At 46.1% G+C, this 19164-nt stretch carries 18 protein-coding genes; all 18 read left to right on the forward strand.

Going from position 1 to position 19164, the window contains the following annotated elements:
* The first annotated feature begins 219 nt into the window (after positions 1-219).
* The 18 genes from L5M11_RS18620 to L5M11_RS18705 all read left to right on the forward strand — a co-directional run bounded on the left by L5M11_RS18620 (position 220) and on the right by L5M11_RS18705 (position 19159).
* Entirely contained in the window at positions 220-1098 is an 879-nt protein-coding gene (locus tag L5M11_RS18620) for an MSHA biogenesis protein MshI (protein ID WP_263192945.1), read from the forward strand.
* Positions 1095-1697 carry a fimbrial assembly protein gene (locus L5M11_RS18625; RefSeq protein WP_263192946.1) on the forward strand — a complete coding sequence of 201 codons (603 nt, stop codon included), beginning with the start codon at positions 1095-1097 and terminating at the stop codon, positions 1695-1697. Before L5M11_RS18620 ends, L5M11_RS18625 begins: the two co-directional genes overlap by 4 nt.
* Positions 1694-2344, forward strand: coding sequence for an MSHA biogenesis protein MshJ (locus tag L5M11_RS18630; RefSeq protein WP_263167671.1), 651 nt, complete (start codon positions 1694-1696; stop codon positions 2342-2344). The genes L5M11_RS18625 and L5M11_RS18630 overlap by 4 nt, the downstream gene beginning before the upstream one ends.
* The gene (locus L5M11_RS18635) at positions 2331-2651 is read left to right on the forward strand and encodes an MSHA biogenesis protein MshK (protein ID WP_105251271.1); all 321 of its coding nucleotides are present in this window, start codon (positions 2331-2333) and stop codon (positions 2649-2651) included. The genes L5M11_RS18630 and L5M11_RS18635 overlap by 14 nt, the downstream gene beginning before the upstream one ends.
* Before the next feature lie 14 nt (positions 2652-2665).
* Positions 2666-4348: a pilus (MSHA type) biogenesis protein MshL gene (mshL, locus tag L5M11_RS18640; protein WP_263192948.1), complete on the forward strand. Its 1683-nt coding sequence runs from the start codon at positions 2666-2668 to the stop codon at positions 4346-4348.
* Positions 4349-4354: 6 nt separating this feature from the next.
* Complete coding sequence (locus L5M11_RS18645; protein ID WP_263192950.1) at positions 4355-5263, forward strand: ExeA family protein; 909 nt, start codon at positions 4355-4357, stop codon at positions 5261-5263.
* Positions 5260-6573, forward strand: a complete 1314-nt coding sequence (locus L5M11_RS18650; RefSeq protein WP_263192952.1) for a tetratricopeptide repeat protein — start codon at positions 5260-5262, stop codon at positions 6571-6573. The genes L5M11_RS18645 and L5M11_RS18650 overlap by 4 nt, the downstream gene beginning before the upstream one ends.
* Positions 6570-8330 (forward strand): GspE/PulE family protein, encoded by a 1761-nt coding sequence (locus tag L5M11_RS18655; RefSeq protein ID WP_105251275.1) that lies wholly within the window; start codon positions 6570-6572, stop codon positions 8328-8330. The genes L5M11_RS18650 and L5M11_RS18655 overlap by 4 nt, the downstream gene beginning before the upstream one ends.
* Positions 8331-8332: 2 nt before the next feature.
* A complete protein-coding gene (locus L5M11_RS18660; RefSeq protein ID WP_263192954.1) occupies positions 8333-9553 on the forward strand; it encodes a type II secretion system F family protein in 1221 nt (406 codons plus the stop codon).
* A gap of 50 nt (positions 9554-9603) precedes the next feature.
* Positions 9604-10098 (forward strand): MSHA biogenesis protein MshF, encoded by a 495-nt coding sequence (locus tag L5M11_RS18665; RefSeq protein WP_263183600.1) that lies wholly within the window; start codon positions 9604-9606, stop codon positions 10096-10098.
* 76 nt (positions 10099-10174) lie between these two features.
* Positions 10175-10792 carry a prepilin-type N-terminal cleavage/methylation domain-containing protein gene (locus L5M11_RS18670; protein WP_263192956.1) on the forward strand — a complete coding sequence of 206 codons (618 nt, stop codon included), beginning with the start codon at positions 10175-10177 and terminating at the stop codon, positions 10790-10792.
* Between the two features lie 102 nt (positions 10793-10894).
* Positions 10895-11422, forward strand: coding sequence for a type II secretion system protein (locus L5M11_RS18675; RefSeq protein ID WP_263183596.1), 528 nt, complete (start codon positions 10895-10897; stop codon positions 11420-11422).
* Positions 11423-11596: 174 nt separating this feature from the next.
* Complete coding sequence (locus L5M11_RS18680) at positions 11597-12085, forward strand: type II secretion system protein (RefSeq protein WP_263183593.1); 489 nt, start codon at positions 11597-11599, stop codon at positions 12083-12085.
* Positions 12075-12653, forward strand: coding sequence for a prepilin-type N-terminal cleavage/methylation domain-containing protein (locus L5M11_RS18685; protein ID WP_263183589.1), 579 nt, complete (start codon positions 12075-12077; stop codon positions 12651-12653). Before L5M11_RS18680 ends, L5M11_RS18685 begins: the two co-directional genes overlap by 11 nt.
* A complete protein-coding gene (locus L5M11_RS18690; protein WP_263183587.1) occupies positions 12653-13516 on the forward strand; it encodes a PilW family protein in 864 nt (287 codons plus the stop codon). The genes L5M11_RS18685 and L5M11_RS18690 overlap by 1 nt, the downstream gene beginning before the upstream one ends.
* A complete protein-coding gene (locus tag L5M11_RS18695) occupies positions 13506-13997 on the forward strand; it encodes an MSHA biogenesis protein MshP (RefSeq protein ID WP_263183585.1) in 492 nt (163 codons plus the stop codon). The genes L5M11_RS18690 and L5M11_RS18695 overlap by 11 nt, the downstream gene beginning before the upstream one ends.
* A gap of 64 nt (positions 13998-14061) precedes the next feature.
* Positions 14062-17769, forward strand: coding sequence for a DUF6701 domain-containing protein (locus L5M11_RS18700; RefSeq protein ID WP_263192958.1), 3708 nt, complete (start codon positions 14062-14064; stop codon positions 17767-17769).
* 340 nt (positions 17770-18109) lie between these two features.
* Positions 18110-19159, forward strand: a complete 1050-nt coding sequence (locus tag L5M11_RS18705; RefSeq protein ID WP_105251284.1) for a rod shape-determining protein — start codon at positions 18110-18112, stop codon at positions 19157-19159.
* The last annotated feature ends 5 nt before the right edge of the window (positions 19160-19164 follow it).

The raw sequence follows: 19164 nt of genomic DNA on the forward strand, positions 1-19164 counted from the left end.
ATGTCGTCTTAGAGACAAATAGATCCTATTATTCACGTATTTATCTATAAAATACGAGCATTTGCGGCTAAACTAGCCAGTGCCAAAAATATGACGTTTGCGGTTTTTATTCTGTATCGAGCAGGTCATAGGTCAAGGAGCACTGGAGAGTGGAGTGACAGGAAGTTTGTGCGAAAGAGACTACTCAAGCTTTAAATTCAGTTGGTTATAGGCATCTTTATGGAAAAAAGTCTTATAGGTCGATTAGCCTTTTGGCAGAAGAGAACAGAACCGACTAGCCTTGGTGTCTATGTCTGCGCCGATAAATTATGGGTTTACGCACCTGCCCAAAAAGAAAATGCTGAGCAGTGGTTACCCTTTGAGCTGAAAGATGAGCACTGGTCATTGGCGTTTGCTGCTGTGGCTAAATCCTTTCCTAATGCACAGTTACAGCTGATTTTGGCTTCAGGCCTTTATCAATTACTGCTGACCGATAAACCGAATGTCGATACTGTCGAGTTATCCCAAGCTTTGCTGTGGTCAATTAAAGACATGGTCACGCTACCTGTACCGCAAATCCATTTGGATTACTTTGAGTCACCCATTCCGAGTAATAAAATCAACGTTGTGGTGGTGGATAAAGCTAAGTTAGTGAGCATGGTGCAGGCCATTCATGAACAAGATTTACAACTTTTCGGTATTAGTATCGAAGAGTTAGCCGTGACTAACCTATTTAATGATGACAACCAAGCGCGTCTGGTGGTAAGCCATAATCCCGGTCAAGAATTGCTACTGACTGTGGTTAAGCAAGGTCAGCTGTATATGCAGCGTCGCGTGCGCGGATTTACTCAATTGGATAAGACTCAAGCGGATGAGTTAAGTTATGGCATGGCAGACAATTTAAGCTTAGAAATTCAGCGCTCTATGGATTATTTTGAAAGTCAATTGAGACAGGCTCCGGTATCTTCTATCGAACTCCTCGTCGATGGTGCCGTGGATACTTTAGCTAAGTTAGTCTCGGCAAACTTCAATCAAGCTGTGAATGTCATTGATAAAAGCTGTGTTGGCGCGCGAATGGCGGGATTAGCCTTTGCTGAATTTTATCGAGGTACAGAGTGATTAAATACCGAGTCAATCTTTACACTCCTTCATTATTGCCCCCGAAGCAAAGATTAACCTTTGCGCGTTTAAGTGCTTACGCCTTGGTTTTTGCGATCTTATTTGCTGTTTTAGGTGGTTATAGCTATTGGCAAGTCAGTGAGTTACAACAGGCCCAGCAGTTGGCTGCCCAACAAAAGCAGCAATTCGATACCCAAAAACAGGCATTAGAAGCAAAAATTGCTGCGCGTAAACCCGATGCCGATCTTGTTGCGCGAGTCGATTTAGCGGCACAACAGTTAGAGCTGAAGCAATTACTCATGGGAGAATTGAGTCTTAGGACTTCTTTAACTAGCCGTGGTTTTGCGCCAGTTCTTAAAGATTTAGCCGTCGTGTCGGATGCGAGTGTTTGGCTTAGTTATATCGTCATTAATGAGCAAGATTTTATGTTCGAAGGTTTTGCCGACCATCCTCAAAGCATTCCGCAGTGGATTGGCAAACTTAAAACTACGCAGACTTTAAAGGGGCAAGCTTTCTCGTCGATGAGCATGGATCGCGGTGAAGATAAACCTTTGGCCTTTACCTTGAAAAGCGATAACAAGGAGGAAGCCGCGCAATGAAGCAAAAGTTAGCCCAATTAGGACAACAGTTTGATGCGCTAAGTCGCCGTGAGCGAGTGTTGATCTCAGTCGCCATTCTGGCCGTGGTCGGCATGCTGAGTTATTTACCTTTAGAGTCCCTGTGGAAAACCCATGTGGCTGTTTCACAACAGCTAAAAGCCTTAGAGCAGGAAAACGCGATTTCGGCTCAGCAGGTTGACTTGTATCAGCAACGTTTAGCGTTAGATCCCAATCAAGATTACCAACAGCGTTTAGTGTTGTTGCAGCAACAAAATCAAGCCCTAGATGCCCAGCTCGATGAGCAGATGGTGGATATGGTACCGGCAGACTATATGCCGCAGTTGCTGGGTAATTTACTAGGACAAGTGCAAGGGATTAAATTAATTAAGTTTATGTCGATAGCGCCCATCCCTTTGTTACCCGTGGGTAAAGAGAAAAAACTCAATCTATATAGCCATGGTATTCGCTTGAGTCTAGAGGGCGATTATTTTTCTGTGTTGCGCTTTGTTGAAGCCGTTGAGGCCATGCCAGATAAACTTTATTGGAAGCGTCTCGACTATAAAGTCGCAGAATATCCAAAAGCGACCGTTGAGATTGAACTTTATACCTTGAGTATTAATAAGGACTTTATCAGTGTTTCTAAATAAGTCTTATATTATCAGTGTGTTGTTATTGGTTAGTAGCCCTATGGTATCTGCTGAATCGCTGCGCGACCCGACTTTGCCCGGTAAAGGCTTTGCTGTGCAGGGTCATGCGAGTCAAACGCAGGATCAGGCGCTTGTACTTAACAGCATAGTAAGCTCAGGAAACACGGCTTATGCTGTGATAAATAACAAGATATTGTCTGTTGGCGACAGCGTTCAGGGGCTGAGTATCGTTAAAATTACCCCCACTTATGTATCGCTGTCCGATGGACGGAAATTGACATTGTTTCAAGCAATAACAGAGAGATAGGGAATACACCTCAGATGAAAGCGATTAAATACTTTACACCTCTGCTCTCACTTTGCCTTGTGGCGTGTCAGACCACAAATAGGCCACAGCCGGAGGCGAGTAAGGCGGAATTAGCGGCCTCAATGGCGACGGCAACGGCATCAACGACGCCACCGCCTGCGACTATGCCGGACGCGGTTCAGCGGGAATTGAATTCAGGCGCATTGCTATCAGGTTTGACCCCCACATTGGAAACTGAGCGTCGTTTCGATGTATCAGCCCACGATGTTGATGCTAAAGTATTTTTTCCAAGCTTAGTCCAAGGTACACCACTGAGTGTCGCCGTACATCCTGACGTGCAAGGTACGATCTCATTATCCCTTAAAGGTGTGACGTTAACTGAAGCAATTCAAGTGGTTGAAGATATCTACGGCTACGAAGTCAGTCGTGAAGGGCGCATCCTAAGAGTGTTTCCTGCTGGGATGCGTACCGAGACGTTTCCGTTGAATTATCTCTATATGGAACGCGATGGCTTATCTGTGACGTCAGTGAGTTCAGGACGGATTTCGGATAGCAATAATTCCAATAGTAATTCGAACAATAACAATTCAAACAATAGCGGCTCGAATAATAACAATAACTCGAACAGCAGTAATGGCAATAACTCGAGCAGTAATGGCGGTAGCGATAGTAGCAACGGTACTTTTATCCGTTCGCGTACTAAGACAGATTTTTGGGGAGAGTTGAAAGAGACATTATCCTCGATAATCGGCGAAACGGGTGGCGGTCGTCAGGTTGTTGTTACACCGCAGGCGGGTTTAGTCACTATTCGTGCTTTTCCTAGTGAATTACGCCAAGTGCGTACTTTCTTAAATTCCGCAGAAAGTCATTTGCAACGCCAAGTGATTTTAGAAGCGAAGATCCTCGAAGTCACCTTATCCGATGGTTATCAGCAAGGTATCCAATGGGATAATGTTCTGGGACATGTTGGCAATACTAATGTGAATTTTGGAACATCAGCGGGCCCTAGTTTAAACGATAAAATCACCTCGGCGATTGGTGGTGTGACCTCGCTGAGTATTAAAGGTTCTGACTTTACGACCATGATCAACCTATTAGATACCCAAGGTGATGTGGATGTATTGTCTAGCCCAAGGGTGACTGCATCGAATAACCAAAAAGCGGTGATCAAAGTCGGTACTGATGAGTACTTTGTCACCGACGTTTCATCGACCACAGTAGCGGGCACAACGCCTGTGACCACTCCACAAGTCGAGCTCACGCCGTTTTTCTCGGGCATTGCCTTAGACGTTACGCCGCAAATTGATAGTGACGGCAATGTGTTATTGCACGTGCATCCATCCGTTATCGATGTGAAAGAGCAGACTAAAGACATCAAAGTGAGTGACGCTTCGTTGGAGCTACCTTTAGCGCAGAGTGAAATTCGTGAGTCTGATACTGTCATCCGCGCCGCCTCCGGTGACGTAGTCATCATCGGTGGCTTGATGAAGAGTGAAAACATTGAAGTGGTATCGCAAGTGCCTTTGTTGGGTGATATTCCTTTCCTCGGTGAATTGTTTAAAAACCGTAGTAAGCAGAAGAAGAAAACCGAGCTTATTATTCTGTTAAAACCTACGGTAGTTGGTGTTGATACCTGGAAAACTGAGCTGCAACGTTCTAAGACCTTATTAGATCGTTGGTATCCGGAGACAAAGTAAGCTTCTATGTATCAGAAGCATTTTGGCCTAAGCCAACCTCCATTTTCACTGACACCCAATACCGGATTTTTTTTCGGCCTGTCGCCACACGTGGAAGCCTTGCAAGTGTTGCAAACTGCGCTACAAACGGGCGAAGGCTTTATCAAGGTGACAGGGGAAGTGGGGACTGGCAAAACGTTGATTTGCCGCAAGCTTATCAACGAATTGCCGAGTCAGTTTCATTGCGCATATTTGCCTAATCCTTATCTCACTCCTACTGAATTACGCTGGGCGGTAGCGAGTGAGCTGGGCCTTAAATACACCAGCAATATCGACCAGCAGCAACTCACTGGACTTATTCAACAGCAGCTTTTAGCCTTGAGCGCCCACGGTCATACCATCGTACTCGTGCTCGATGAAGCGCAGGCATTGCCTGACGACAGTCTTGAGGCGCTGCGGTTATTCACTAATCTGGAAACCGAGACACGCAAATTATTACAGGTAGTGTTATTTGGGCAACCCGAGCTCGATGACAGGCTTAAACGCCAAGAATTTAGGCAATTAAGACAGCGTATTACTTTTAGCTACAACCTTCGCCCACTGACATGGGATGAAACCGACGCTTATCTTCGCCACCGATTAGCCATAGCAGGGCGTGCGGGCGAACCACTCTTTACATCACGGGAAACACGTCAGATAGCCTATGCGTCCCGAGGGATCCCCAGATTGATCAATATTCTTGCCCATAAAGCCTTGTTATTGAGTTTCGGCGAAGGCGCTACTCGTGTGCAAACCTCCCACGTTAAAGCCGCAATTCAAGACACCGAAGATGCAAGTGTTCGCCGATTATTATCGTGGAAATGGTTGCCTTTTTTCACTTTGATGACAGTGGCTTTCGGTTTGGGATTACAACACGTTTTGAGGAGTGTTGTATGAGCGTGATCAACAAGATGCTGCAGGATCTCGACAAGCGTCAGCAGGGGCATGAGCTCAGCAACGTGGCTCAGCCACAGGTGCAATATTTAGCTCGCAAGCGGGCTCCGTTTAACGGGCTGCTGCTCTGTGGTTTATCACTGCTATTCGGTGGCGCTCTGGTTTATGGCTGGCAACTTTTCATGGTAAAGCCTGCTGAAGCGACTATTTCGGCTCAAACAAATGGGCAAAATGAATCTACTCAGACTCAAATTGAGCCTGTTCAGATAGACAATATTACCTCGAGGCAGCCTTCAGCAAGCGTCGACGTCGTCGAAGAACCGCTTAACGTTGCGGCTACGCAGGAGTTTACGACTAAGAGTGAAGAGCTTGAACCCAGTGTCGACGACGTTGTACTTAATCAGCCGCAAGAATTTGAATCAGAAAACGAGGTTGAACAAGAGTCACAACGGCAACAAGATGACAGCTCAGCACTCGCAGATGACCTCGTCGATACGTCAAGCGAGCCAAGCCATTCACAGTCAAATCGTGTGACATCGAGTGTGCGAAGCGCCGAGGTCACTGCTGCCGCACCATCGGCATTAATGATGTCAGAACGTGCCAGTGTTGCCGCCGATAATGAACTTAACGCGAGCAATGAGCTTAAAGTACAAGAAGTTAAAGCTGATGCAGGCACTAATCGACTCACGCCCCAACAGCAAGGGCAAATGGCGATTACTGAGGTGAAGTTGACCCCAAAGCAGCTGGCGCAGAAGCGGTTCACATTGGCGAGTGAGGCTGAAAGGGATGGCAAACTCAAAGATGCTATTAGTTATTATGAGCAAACATTAGGCTTTGATCCCAGTATGCATGAAGCGCGCAAGCAGTTAGCTGCGCTGCATTATGGGCAAGGTCAATTAGCCAAAGCCAGTGAAGTGTTACTGCAAGGCATGCTGTTATTCCCACAGCAGTTAGACTTTGCCTTATTGCTTGCTCGGGTTCAGCAAGCCTCTGGTCAGGCTGATCTCGCATTAGTGACGTTAGCCAACATACCTGACACGCATCCACTGGCGAGACAAAAGTGGATGGCACAATCGGATTTAGCGCAAAAGTTAGGACAGTTTTCGTTGTCAGAACAAGCCTATAGACAATTATTGCAACAAGAACCTCAACAGGCTAAATGGTGGATGGGGCTGGCCTATGCGCTCGATTCGCAGCAGCAATTTCCCCAAGCACGCCAAGCCTATCGGACTGCTTTAGGCCATAGAGGCTTATCGGCGCAGGCGAGTGCCTTTATTGAACAACGTTTGACTCAGCTAGGAGATAGCCAATGAAACCCAGATTAAAAATGCGTTTGGGCGATCTGTTAGTTCAAGAAGCCATTATTACTGAAGCGCAGTTGCAACAGGCGTTGGCCGAGCAGCGCAATACGGGCAAAAAACTGGGTCGTACTCTGATTGATTTGCAATCGATTACCGAACATCAGTTACTGCAGTTCTTGTCGCAACAATTGAATGTGCCTTTGCTGGATATCAGTAAAATGCCAATCCCTGCGGAAGTGGTGCATCTTATTCCTGAGGTGCAAGCACGACGTTTCCGCGCTTTAGCGGTTGAAGACCGGGGCGATAGCGTATTAGTTGCAATGAGCGACCCCGCGGATTTGCAGGCGCTCGATCACCTCGAAATGCTTATCGCACCTAAGCGTTTGAAGTTAGCGGTAGCGCCCGAGCAGCAACTGCTGCAAGCGTTTGATAACTTATATCGCCGTACAGACCAAATTGCACAGATCGCCGGTAAGCTCGAAGAAGAATACGCCGCCGATGAGATGTTCGATTTAGCCAGCCTCACGTCGGGTGACAGTGACAATGAAACCACAGTGGTTAAGTTGCTGCAGTCGATTTTTGAAGATGCGGTGCAAATGCGCGCCTCGGATATTCATATCGAACCCGGTGATAAAGCCTTACGTATTCGCCAGCGTATCGATGGTCAGCTACATGAAACGATTCTGAATGAAGTTAATATTGCCGCGGCTTTAGTATTACGACTTAAGTTGATGGCGGGTCTCGATATTTCCGAGAAACGTTTGCCGCAGGATGGTCGTTTCCATATGGAAATCAAAGGTCATCATATCGATGTGCGTATGTCGACTATGCCGATTTACCACGGCGAATCTGTGGTGATGCGTTTGCTCGATCAATCGGCGGGTTTATTGACCTTAAACGAAACCGGTATGCCGCCTGCTATTTTGGCGCGTATTCGTAAACAGATTAAACGTCCCCACGGCATGCTACTGGTCACAGGCCCAACGGGTAGTGGCAAAACGACCACCTTGTACGGTATTTTGAGCGAGCTCAATACCGCCGACCGTAAGATCATCACGGTCGAAGATCCAGTTGAATATCAATTGCCGCGGATCAACCAAGTACAAGTTAACCATAAGATTGGCTTAAACTTTTCAAATGTATTACGCACCACCTTACGTCAAGACCCCGATATCATCATGGTGGGGGAAATGCGTGACCAAGAAACCGTGGAGATTGGTCTTAGGGGCGCATTGACGGGTCACTTTGTGCTATCGACCTTGCACACCAACGATGCGGTCACCAGTGCGCTGCGTTTACTCGATATGGGCGCTGCGAGTTATTTAGTTGCTAGTGCCTTAAGGGTGATTATTGCCCAGCGTTTAGTGCGCCGTGTCTGCCATAACTGTGGGGTAGAGTATCAACCGACACCGCAGGAAAAAGCCTGGCTGAGTAGTGTGAGTCGTAAAGATTTTAGCCATGCGAATTTTAGAATTGGCACGGGTTGCCAGAGTTGTAATGGCAGTGGTTATCGTGGCCGTATTGGTATTTTTGAAATTCTCGAGCTAGATGAAAAGATGATCGATGCTATGCGTACTGGTAATCCGCAGGATTTTGCCAGAGCCGCGTTGCAGAGCCCTAACTTTACCCCGCTCGCCGAGTCAGCGTTGCAATATTTGAGCGAAGGCATGACGACCATTGAAGAGGTGGCTAAGTTGGTGGAAGACGTGAGTGAATCTCAGATACCTTTGTCGAAGGATATTATCAGCCAACAAGGCGTTGAGGCGTAATTATGCCAATTTATCAATACCGTGGACGCAGTGGTCAAGGTCAATCCGTTACGGGACAATTGGATGCCGCGTCGGAAAGTGCCGCTGCTGACATGCTATTGGCACGGGGTATCATTCCCCTCGACGTTAAAGTCGCTAAGGTGGTGAAGTCGTTTTCCATCGGCCAGCTATTTGGCAGTAAAGTCGCCCTAGAGGAATTGCAGATTTTTACCCGGCAAATGTATTCCCTGACCCGTTCTGGCATCCCTATTCTACGGGCGATAGCGGGCTTGTCTGAAACCGCCCATTCCCAGCGAATGAAAGCCGCTCTCAATGATATTTCCGAGCAGCTGACCTCGGGCCGACCTCTGTCATCGGCCATGAACCAGCATCCCGATGTATTTGATTCATTATTTGTTTCTATGGTGCACGTGGGGGAGAACACGGGTAAGTTGGAGGATGCTTTTATTCAACTTTCGGGTTACATAGAGCGTGAGCAAGAGACGCGGCGACGAATTAAATCGGCCATGCGTTATCCCATGTTTGTGTTGATCGCCATTGCCTTGGCTATGGTGATCCTCAATATCATGGTGATCCCTAAGTTTGCCGAGATGTTTTCTCGCTTTGGTGCCGACTTACCTTGGGCGACCAAAGTGCTGATTGGCACTTCTAACCTGTTTGTGAATTACTGGGGGCTGATGCTGCTGCTGCTGATTGGCACTATTATCGGCATACGTTACTGGCATCATACCGAAAAAGGTGAGAAGCAGTGGGATAAGTGGAAGTTACACATTCCCGCCGTAGGGTCGATTATCGAGCGTTCGACCCTAGCGCGTTATTGCCGTAGTTTTTCCATGATGTTGAGCGCAGGCTTGCCTATGACACAAGCCCTGAGTCTGGTCGCCGATGCGGTGGACAATGCCTACATGCACGACAAGATAGTCGGTATGCGCCGTGGCATAGAGTCTGGCGACTCTATGCTGAGGGTATCGAATCAGAGCAAGTTATTTACGCCACTAGTGCTGCAAATGGTGGCTGTGGGCGAAGAAACGGGGCAAATCGATCAATTACTCAATGATGCGGCAGATTTCTATGAGGGCGAAGTAGACTATGATTTAAAGAACCTCACCGCGAAATTGGAGCCAATTTTGATCGGTTTTGTGGCCGTGATTGTCTTAGTGTTAGCCTTGGGGATATACCTGCCAATGTGGGATATGCTCAATGTGGTCAAAGGCGGTAAGTAAGCGATATGGATAATATTTATTTCCTATCTTATACGTGGGACTGAGGTTAAATGCAGACTCAGCAAAAGGCTGAAAGCGATCTATTACGTATCTATGGACGTATGATCGCCATTGGAATTGTATTGGCTATCATGGCGGTGATCGGAGCTAAGTATTTTTTTACGCTACCGCAAATAGCGGCTCGTGGATTGGAAGTGGAACACGCCCGTTTTTTAAATGTGCTGGTGATGGTGCGTTCCCAGTGGTTGTCTTTGGGTAAGCCGGCGCAATTGCAGTTGAACTGGGAGGTATTTGATAATCTCTCCCCAGAAACTGAGTCGAGTGTTGTCGATATCAATGATTTAGGATGGCCACAACCTAAGCACTTAAATGATCAAGGCTGCCAAGATTTGTGGCAACAGTTAATGGGCGCCGAAACTGATAATTTAGGTCTAGAGGCGGATTATTTGGCTAAGGATAATAGCTGCCACTATCGGTCTAAAAATGGCGATAGTTTAGGCTATCAACTGAACTCTGGCAGGGTCATTTTTTTGACTGCTCCGTAAAATATTGTTAACTCAATGGCTTTTTAAAATTGATTTAACTGTTAGAATAAAATTTCTGAGGTCTGGGGACATATATATGAAAACTAAGCAAACAGGGTTCTCATTAATCGAACTTGTGATTGTGATTGTGATTTTGGGTTTACTCGCCGCAACGGCGATCCCTCGATTCTTAAATATTACCGAAGATGCCGAAGATGCCAGTGTTGATGCTGTGGCAGGGGGCTTATCGACGGCGGTGAGTTTTGTGCGCTCACAGTGGGAAGTCGATGGTCGTCAAAATAGCAGTGCTATCCTCGATGGTAACACAGTAAATGTCGATACACGTTTTGGCTATCCAACGGGAACTTCAGTAACCAGTGCGACAGCTATGACAAATGCCAGTTGCCAAGAAGTGTTTAACACTGTGTTGCAGAGTGCGCCGCGCAATGTGTTGTTTAACCAAGATGCACGCAATCAAAGATATACAGCGCGGGTGATTAATGCCGCCGGTGGCAGCGCGAATGCCATTACCGGCGCAGTCGTCGCGGGTTTAGATTTATGTGTTTATCACCAAGTGGTGTCCTTGGTATTAAACCCAACCACAGGAGTGCCCGCTCCCGCTCCCGATTTATCAACCGCAGGTGCCAAGGGGATAGTGTATAACCCTGGAACAGGCAAAGTATTAAGTTTTACTCAGACTCCATTTACCCCTTAACCGCGAGATCATTTGCGAGTAGGTCATATTTTATAGTGAGGTAATTTATGTCATAAATTGCCTCACTTAATTAACCATCAAGTCATAGAAAGGTAGTATTAAATGAAAAGACAACAAGGTTTTACCTTAATTGAATTAGTAGTAGTGATCATCATCTTAGGTATTCTTGCTGTCACAGCGGCACCTAAGTTTATTAATTTGCAATCCGATGCAAGAGTGTCAGCTTTACAAGGATTGAAAGGGGCAATTCAAGGCGCTAACAGCTTAGTATATTCAAAAGCTGCACTTTCAGGTGTTGAGAAGTTGGCATTTGACGCAAGCACTCCACCATCAATCAATATTGGTACCTCCACCGTAATTACAAGTTTTGGCTATTTGCAAGCAACTAAAGATGAACTTGAAAAAGGTGTTGATGTTAAATTTGACGTAGGTGCTGATGGTAAGGCAACTTCAACAACTGGCACCGCAGAATGGGTTATTAAGGCAACGGCAGCGTCAGGAACACAAGCTAAGTCAGTTGAAATCTGGCAGAAGGGAGCACCTGCGGCGTGTAAGTTGACTTATTTTGAAGCTAAAGACTTAACAACATTACCATCTTTTACTTCGTTACCAGCTGCTAGTGCTTGCTAAATTTTAAGTTTTCATAAAAAGGCCTGCCTAGCAGGCCTTTTTTTTAGGTAAAATGCGGTTCTGACATGATTTTAAATAAATGAGTCCGCCAAAATTTGCCGACATTTATTTGCCTTAATCATACCGTTGGCAGAAACTGAACCTAGTACTTCAAATCAGTAATTAACCCGAGCGATGCTTAACTTTTCTATGTCAAAACAGGCCGGATTTACCTTAGTAGAATTAGTGATCACCATCATCTTGATTTCAATTCTTGCTGTGGTTGTACTGCCACGCCTGTTTACCCCGTCGTCCTACAGTGCCTATAGCCTACGCAATGAATTTATCGCTGAACTGCGCCAAGTGCAGCAGAAAACGCTCAATAATACCGACAGATGTTTCCGTGTGACTGTCTCCGAGACTGGCTATCAAGTGAGTCAATTCTCTACCCGAAATGAGGCGGTTTGTTCTGGTACCGCGTTATCGCCAAACCCGCTTTATAGCCAGGCTTTTCAAGGAGGTGCTCAATTAGTGCTAGTGAGTACTAACAGCAGTAACTTCAGCCTCGATTTCGATATCAATGGTAGGCCTTCGTTGGCCTGTAATGGACCATGCATAAATGTGATTGCTAATGACACTGTGGTGATTAATGTCTCCAGCGAGGGTTATATTTATGCGAATTAATCCTCGGTTGCTATTGGGCAAAGCATCAGTAAAAACATCCAAAAAAGCCAAACCACAGAAGGGTTTTACCCTTATCGAATTAGTGATTGGCATGCTGGTGATTGCCATTGCGATAGTGATGCTAACCAGTATGTTATTTCCACAGGCGGATCGTGCGGCTAAGACTTTGCATAGAGTGAAGAGTGCCGAGCTTGCTCATTCGGTGATGAATGAGATCTGGGGAAAGCGTTACGATCAAAACACCAATGCCAATGGCGGTGTGCCTGCCTGTGGTAGTCCGTTAGGATTACCTTGCTCAAATGTGACCAGTTTAGGGCCATCAGAGTGGAAATGGCCTAATGAAGGCGAAGGCCGTAACGATTTTAACGATGTGGACGATTATCACGGTTTAAGTCAAAACGCCACTATGCTCAATTCGACCCAAACCTATGCAAATGCTTATCCTAACTATCGCTTAAGCGTCACTGTCGCCTATGGGCCAGTGCCTAATACTAAGCTAGTGACCATTAATGTGACTTCGCCGGACAACGAAGTGATCACTTACAATCTGGTGAGGAGCAATTACTAATGGGCTCTTTAACTGCACAGCGTATGCAAGCATCCACACGGGGGTTTACCTTAGTCGAGATGGTCACAGTGATCTTGATTCTGGGGATTCTTGTGGTCGGGGTGAGTAGTTTTATTATTTTTGGTGCGCGGATTTTTGTTGAGTCGAGTTCAGTCGATCAAGTGCTGAGTCAGAGCCGTTTTGCCGTTGAGCGAATGACCCGTGAGCTGCGTAGTGCTTTGCCTAATAGTGTACGTCTTAATACCGATTCGTTAACCTATCAATGTGTTGAGTTTGTGCCGATCGAGGCGAGTACCACTTATTTATCTATGCCGATAGCACCGAATGCAACTGCCTTAATGGGAACTGTAATTCTCAATGCGACCGATAAAATTAAGGAAAACCAATATATTTGGATTTATCCTTTGACCGATAGCGATGTCTATAACAGCGCCAGACAAAAACGGGCACAGATTAAGACTTTTACCCCCCTAGGTGAGCCACCTAATCAGGCTAATCAAGTCACTCTTACCTTTATGGGGTCAACTCGCTTTGCCGAGGCGTCGCCGCGGCAGCGGATTTATTTTGCTTCGGCCCCCGTGAGTTATTGTTTTGAAAAAGCGCCATCAGGCAATGAGTTAACTCTAAAACGTTATACTGTCTATGGGTTTAATGTCAGCCAGCCAACACCGGCGCATATGAGCTCTGGCGTTTTAATGGCGCAGAGTGTCGCTAATGTACTCAGTAATAGCGCAGATTTACCGTTGATCTTAACGCCATCTAGTCTAGTGAATAATGCCATGGTGCATTTACAACCGCGGTTTAATGTAAATGGTGAGACGTTCCAATATCGACATCAAGTGCAGGTGATCAATGTCCCTTAATTTATATCGTCAATCGACAGGTCATCACTCGGTAATGCGAATCTTACCCAGAACATCACTAGCAAGGTTGCAACGAACTGCTTTACCTGCGCGTCAACGCGGCAGTGCATTGATTATTGGCGTGTTCGTGATTACCGTGATGTTTCTGTTGGCATCGGCACTGATCAATATTGTGGAAGACGGTGATACCGGGCTCACCCAAGAGGTGTGGGGGACGCGTGCCTTAGCTGCGGCAAACAGCGGCGCCGATGCGGCGCTGGCGCAATTATTTCCGCTAAATGGTGCCGTGGGCGTTTGTTCGGCAAATAGCGCTTGGGCGCCACCCGATGTGGTAGGTTTTCATGCCTGTAGCGTGACTTTGCAATGTACGCGGTATTTTGTGGGGTCTTTCTCCCAGTACCACATTAAGAGCCAAGCGGTATGCGAGAGTGGTGATACCCGTGTAAGTCGACAAGTTGAGGTAGAAGCCCGTGGCAACTAAGCTATCAAAAATGATATTTAACAAAATAATAGCCAAATTCCCATTAATCCTTTTGCCCCTAATCATGGCATTCACATCCCATTTAGTGAAAGCCGATTGGACTAAAACATTTATAGAAGGTGTAAACAATTACGATAGAAACGGTTCAATTACCTTCAACAGTTCTTATTTATACAATGCCCCTAATAATGCTGGTCGTTGGTATAGTGACTTGCCAACTTATAACTATTTTCAAGGAGGAAACAGCTTTGACGATTTGTGTGTAACATCTAATAACTCCTATCGTTGGTGCCGTGCTGGAGATTATATTGCAACTTTACCTTCTAATCGTATTGATTTCTCTCAATGTTCATCTTCAAGTGCTGTAGATGTCGGCCCTCCAACATGGAATAATACAAAAATTGATATCGTTGAAGGTGAATATAATCGTATTTTACTGGAGGGCGGTTCTGATAAGACAATTCGTTTTGTGAGTGATGGTGGCATATATAAAATGAAGTCCCTTACAGCTACTTCGGGCCGTATTGAGCTTGCAGCTGGACAATATTGGATTGAGAATTTATCTATTAATGACGGTGTAACTCTGGTATTCCCATCAACTGGTACCGTGTCATTTTTTATTAAAAATAACTATAGGCATTACAACTTAAACACCGTTGGGCAACCAGAAAAATTTCTCATTTATAGCTACTCAAATTTCACTCTCAATGGAGGGGCATATCTTAAATCCTATGTTGTTGCTGAAGGGAATGCGGTGCTAGAGGGGAGTTCCTCTTTGGAAGGAGCTATTACTGCTAGAAATATTAGTTTAGGTGGCAATAGTAGTATTAAATTTGACGATAATGCAGCAAAGATTGATGTTGTTCCAAATTGTAATCCTGCACCTGTTTTACAATGCTTTAACGATAATTTCTCCCAAAGCACTTTGAGTAATGACTGGGTTGTTTCTAAAAGTAGTGGAGGATTTACCCCTTCTATCCAAGGCGGTCGATTACGCTTAACCGAAGCTAAATCTGACCAATCTACGGCATCTACCTATCAAAGACTCTTTCCTGGAAAAGCTAACTTAGTGGAGATCCAGTTTGATCACTATGCCTATGGTGGCAATGGTGCTGACGGCATTGCGGTAGTGTTATCGGATGCTTCTATAACGCCGCAGCCTGGCGCATTTGGCGGTCCATTGGGTTACGGTTATAAACCTGGTATTAATGGGTTCGCGGGTGGTTGGCTTGGGTTTGGTATTGATGAGTTCGGTAACTTCTCCGGTGAAGGCGGTAGTTCTAATGTCGGCCAGCGACGCCAGTCCGTTGCGGTTCGCGGTTCGGGTGTCGGCACGTCAGGGTATAATTATTTACGCGGCGCTTGTAGTAATGGCACTACTAATACGAACGGTAGTTGCTTATCGCCTGCGGTAGACGGCAATAATGTGTCGCCTGCGCACAGGTATAAAATCACAATTGATTCGCAAGCCGCGAATCAATCTATTGTGAAAATTGAGCGTAATACAGGTTCTGGTTTTGTGACTTTAGTTCCCGCATTTAACGCCGCTGCACAAATTGGTCAGGCTGCCATTCCAAGTGATTTTTTATTGTCTTTAACGGGCTCAACGGGGGGCTCAAATAACAACCACGAAATCGATAACGTGCAAATTTGTGCGTTAAAATCGAATCCTATTGGTGCTCAGATCGATCATTTTGAGTTTGATCATACGGGTCAAGGTCTGACCTGTAATGCTGAGACGGTAACGATTAGAGCCTGTGCAAATGCGAGTTGTAGTCAACCCTTTACTGCACCTCTTAGCGCAACCTTATTACCTGATTCTGCGGCAGATGGCGTATGGGTTGGCGGTAATCAAGTGAGTTTTAGCGGTGGCACAGCACAACTGCAACTGAGGCGAAATACTCCCGGTGTAGTGACTTTAGGGGTGAAGGGCTCTAATCCCACCACCAAACCCTTAAGCAAAACCCTTTGCCGTATTGGTAATGGTGGCTTGAGTGAGAACAATTGTTCACTCACCTTTGCCGACAGTGGTTTTGTATTCGATGTACCCGATAAGCGTGCGAATCGCCCCGAGCAAGTGTTAGTCAAAGCGGTGAAAAAATCCGATGTGACGAAGCAGTGTGTCCCAAGCTTCCAAAGCCAGACCAAAACGCTGAATTTCTGGAGCAGTTACCAAACGCCAAGCGCGCCTATCTCGCCTAAAGCCGTCACCATCAACAATACGGCAATTGGCACCTCGAGTGCCTTGCCTACGGCGGTGAACCTGCTGTTTGATACCAACGGACAAGCAAGCATTTCAGTCAATTACCCTGATGCAGGTAAATTACAATTAGATGCAAAATATACAGGTACTGGTGATGAACAGGGCTTAGTCATGGCAGGTTCAGACCAATTTGTCAGCGTACCAGCGGGATTGTGTGTTAAGCCTGTAGATGCCAATGCTAGCTGCTCAAGCGCGAATATGACGTGTAATGTTTATCGTAAAGCGGGTCAAACCTTTGGTATGACAGTACAAGCGATGGCATGGGAAAAAGATGGCGATCCGGACTTTTGTTCGGGCAACTTACCCACGCCTAACTTTAGTGATGCGCAGATGAAGCTTGCCAGTAAAGTCGTTGCGCCAAGCATTGCCAACGGCGGACTTGATGGGGCGTTAGGCGTGGCATCCTACAGCCACTCGGCGCAGGCCAATAATCTCAATACCATCAGCAATCAGACCATCAGCGAAGTTGGAGTATTCCAAATTGCAGCGCAGGCTAGCCCAAATTATTTAGGGACGGCAAGCAGCTTAAATATTCCAATTGGATATTCAGCTAATATTGGCCGTTTTGTGCCCGATAGATTTTTAGTCAGTAACGTATCGGTCATACCTGCCTGTGGCGGCTTTAGCTATATGGATCAGTTGTTCCCTATGTCGATGGAGCTCAGTGCTTTAAATATCGCGGGGGATATAACGAAAAACTATTTCCCGCCATTTTCCCTTGCCACGGCAAAACTGGTGGGAGAAAACAACAATAATGGTGTTGATTTACAGAGTCGCTTAAGTGCCTTACCTATAAAGGCTGATAGTTGGAATCAAGGTGTGGCGACGGTTGATGCTTCTTACCAAGCTAACTTTAGTCGGGTGACCCCAAATGTGGCGACGAATCTGTATCAGGATGGTCCCTTCGAGCTGCTCGATATTGGCGTGCAATTGATGGATAACGATCCTCGGCCGAATGGGCTTTACAGCTATGTGGCCTCACCAGATATGGATGCGGCATCTACAGGCACTTGCACTAACTGTAATGCTAAGAAAATCAGCACTCAAACCCTTCGTCATGGCCGTGTGGTGATGGATAACACCTATGGTCCTGAGACAGAAATACTGCGTATGCCGACTCGAGCCGAATATTGGAATGGCAGCAGCTGGGCCTTAAATACTGCCGATAGCTGCACAACGGCAGTGTATGCTTTGGGTTCGCAGGTTGATCATTCCACTCTTGGTTACAATTTTGATCCCGACTTAGTGGCGGGACAAAGTGTTGTGCGTTCTGGCGGGACTGCAACATTCCGAGCTGGCCAATTTGAGTTACTCTGGCAAGCCGTTACAACAAGTGGGTTGCCATACCGCGGCCAAGTGACGGCGCCCTTGGATGTGCCGACATGGCTAGAATGGTACTGGAATTGGAATGGCGTATCGCCAACAGCGGTCACTGAACCGCGGGCAAGTGCGTATTTTGGTCGTTATCGAGGGCATGACAAAATAATCTATTGGCGTGAGGTAAACTAATCTGAGTTATTTCTCTCATTAAATTGAACTCAGGCTTTCCATTGAAATGGGCTGCCATTTCACTTATTGGAAGTCGACGAAAACGCTTGTAACAGATTCTAAATGCAATGCCTTAGTTTGATATTTGTTGCTGAATTGTATGTTTACTCGTTTTTTGTTGCTGATATTTTCGTCAATAAACAGTATTTTCCGCTTAAATACTGTTTTTTACGTGGCGATTTGAAAAAAAATCACTTCATTAGCGATTGTTAACCTCCTCGGTCTTGTGGAATCAGGGTGGCATTGATAAAGTTAGCTGATTTTTCTTTTCTTCTGACTCCACAGAATACAGGCTAGTTACATGTTTAAGAAGCTACGCGGCATTTTTTCTAATGATCTATCGATCGATTTGGGTACAGCTAACACATTAATTTATGTTCGTGGCGAAGGCATAGTCCTCAATGAGCCTTCTGTTGTTGCTATACGTGGTGAGCGTAGTGGCTCCGGTCAGAAATCTGTTGCCGCGGTCGGCACAGAAGCTAAACAAATGCTAGGCAGAACGCCTGGCAATATCCAAGCTATCCGCCCAATGAAGGACGGTGTTATTGCAGATTTTTATGTGACGGAGAAAATGTTGCAGCACTTTATTAAACAAGTGCACAACAATAGCTTTTTTCGTCCAAGTCCACGCGTGCTTGTGTGTGTGCCCGTTGGTGCCACTCAAGTAGAACGCCGTGCTATTCGTGAATCAGCCATGGGCGCTGGTGCTCGCGAAGTGTATTTAATTGAAGAGCCAATGGCAGCTGCGATTGGTGCGGGTTTACCCGTATCTGAAGCGACCGGCTCTATGGTGGTGGATATCGGTGGTGGTACCACTGAAGTCGCGATTATTTCACTTAATGGTGTAGTGTATTCGTCTTCTGTACGTATCGGCGGTGATAAGTTTGATGATGCGATCATCAACTATGTCCGCCGTAATTACGGGAGCTTGATTGGTGAAGCTACGGCTGAGCGTATCAAGCACACTATCGGCACTGCTTATCCTGGCGATGAAGTGCTCGAGATCGAAGTCCGCGGCCGTAATTTGGCAGAAGGTGTACCTCGTAGCTTTACACTGAACAGCAATGAAATTTTAGAAGCCTTACAAGAGCCATTATCTGGCATCGTAAGTGCTGTGATGGTGGCGTTAGAACAATCTCCACCAGAATTAGCTTCAGATATTTCTGAGCGCGGTATGGTGTTAACTGGCGGCGGCGCTTTATTGCGTGATTTAGACCGTTTATTAATGCAAGAAACCGGAATTCCTGTAATGGTGGCGGACGATCCATTGACCTGCGTAGCACGTGGCGGTGGTAAAGCCCTCGAAATGATTGATATGCACGGCGGCGATCTGTTCTCCGAAGAAACCTAATTTAA

The sequence above is a fragment of the Shewanella sp. SM87 genome (assembly GCF_025653705.1).
Lineage (GTDB): Bacteria > Pseudomonadota > Gammaproteobacteria > Enterobacterales > Shewanellaceae > Shewanella > Shewanella oncorhynchi.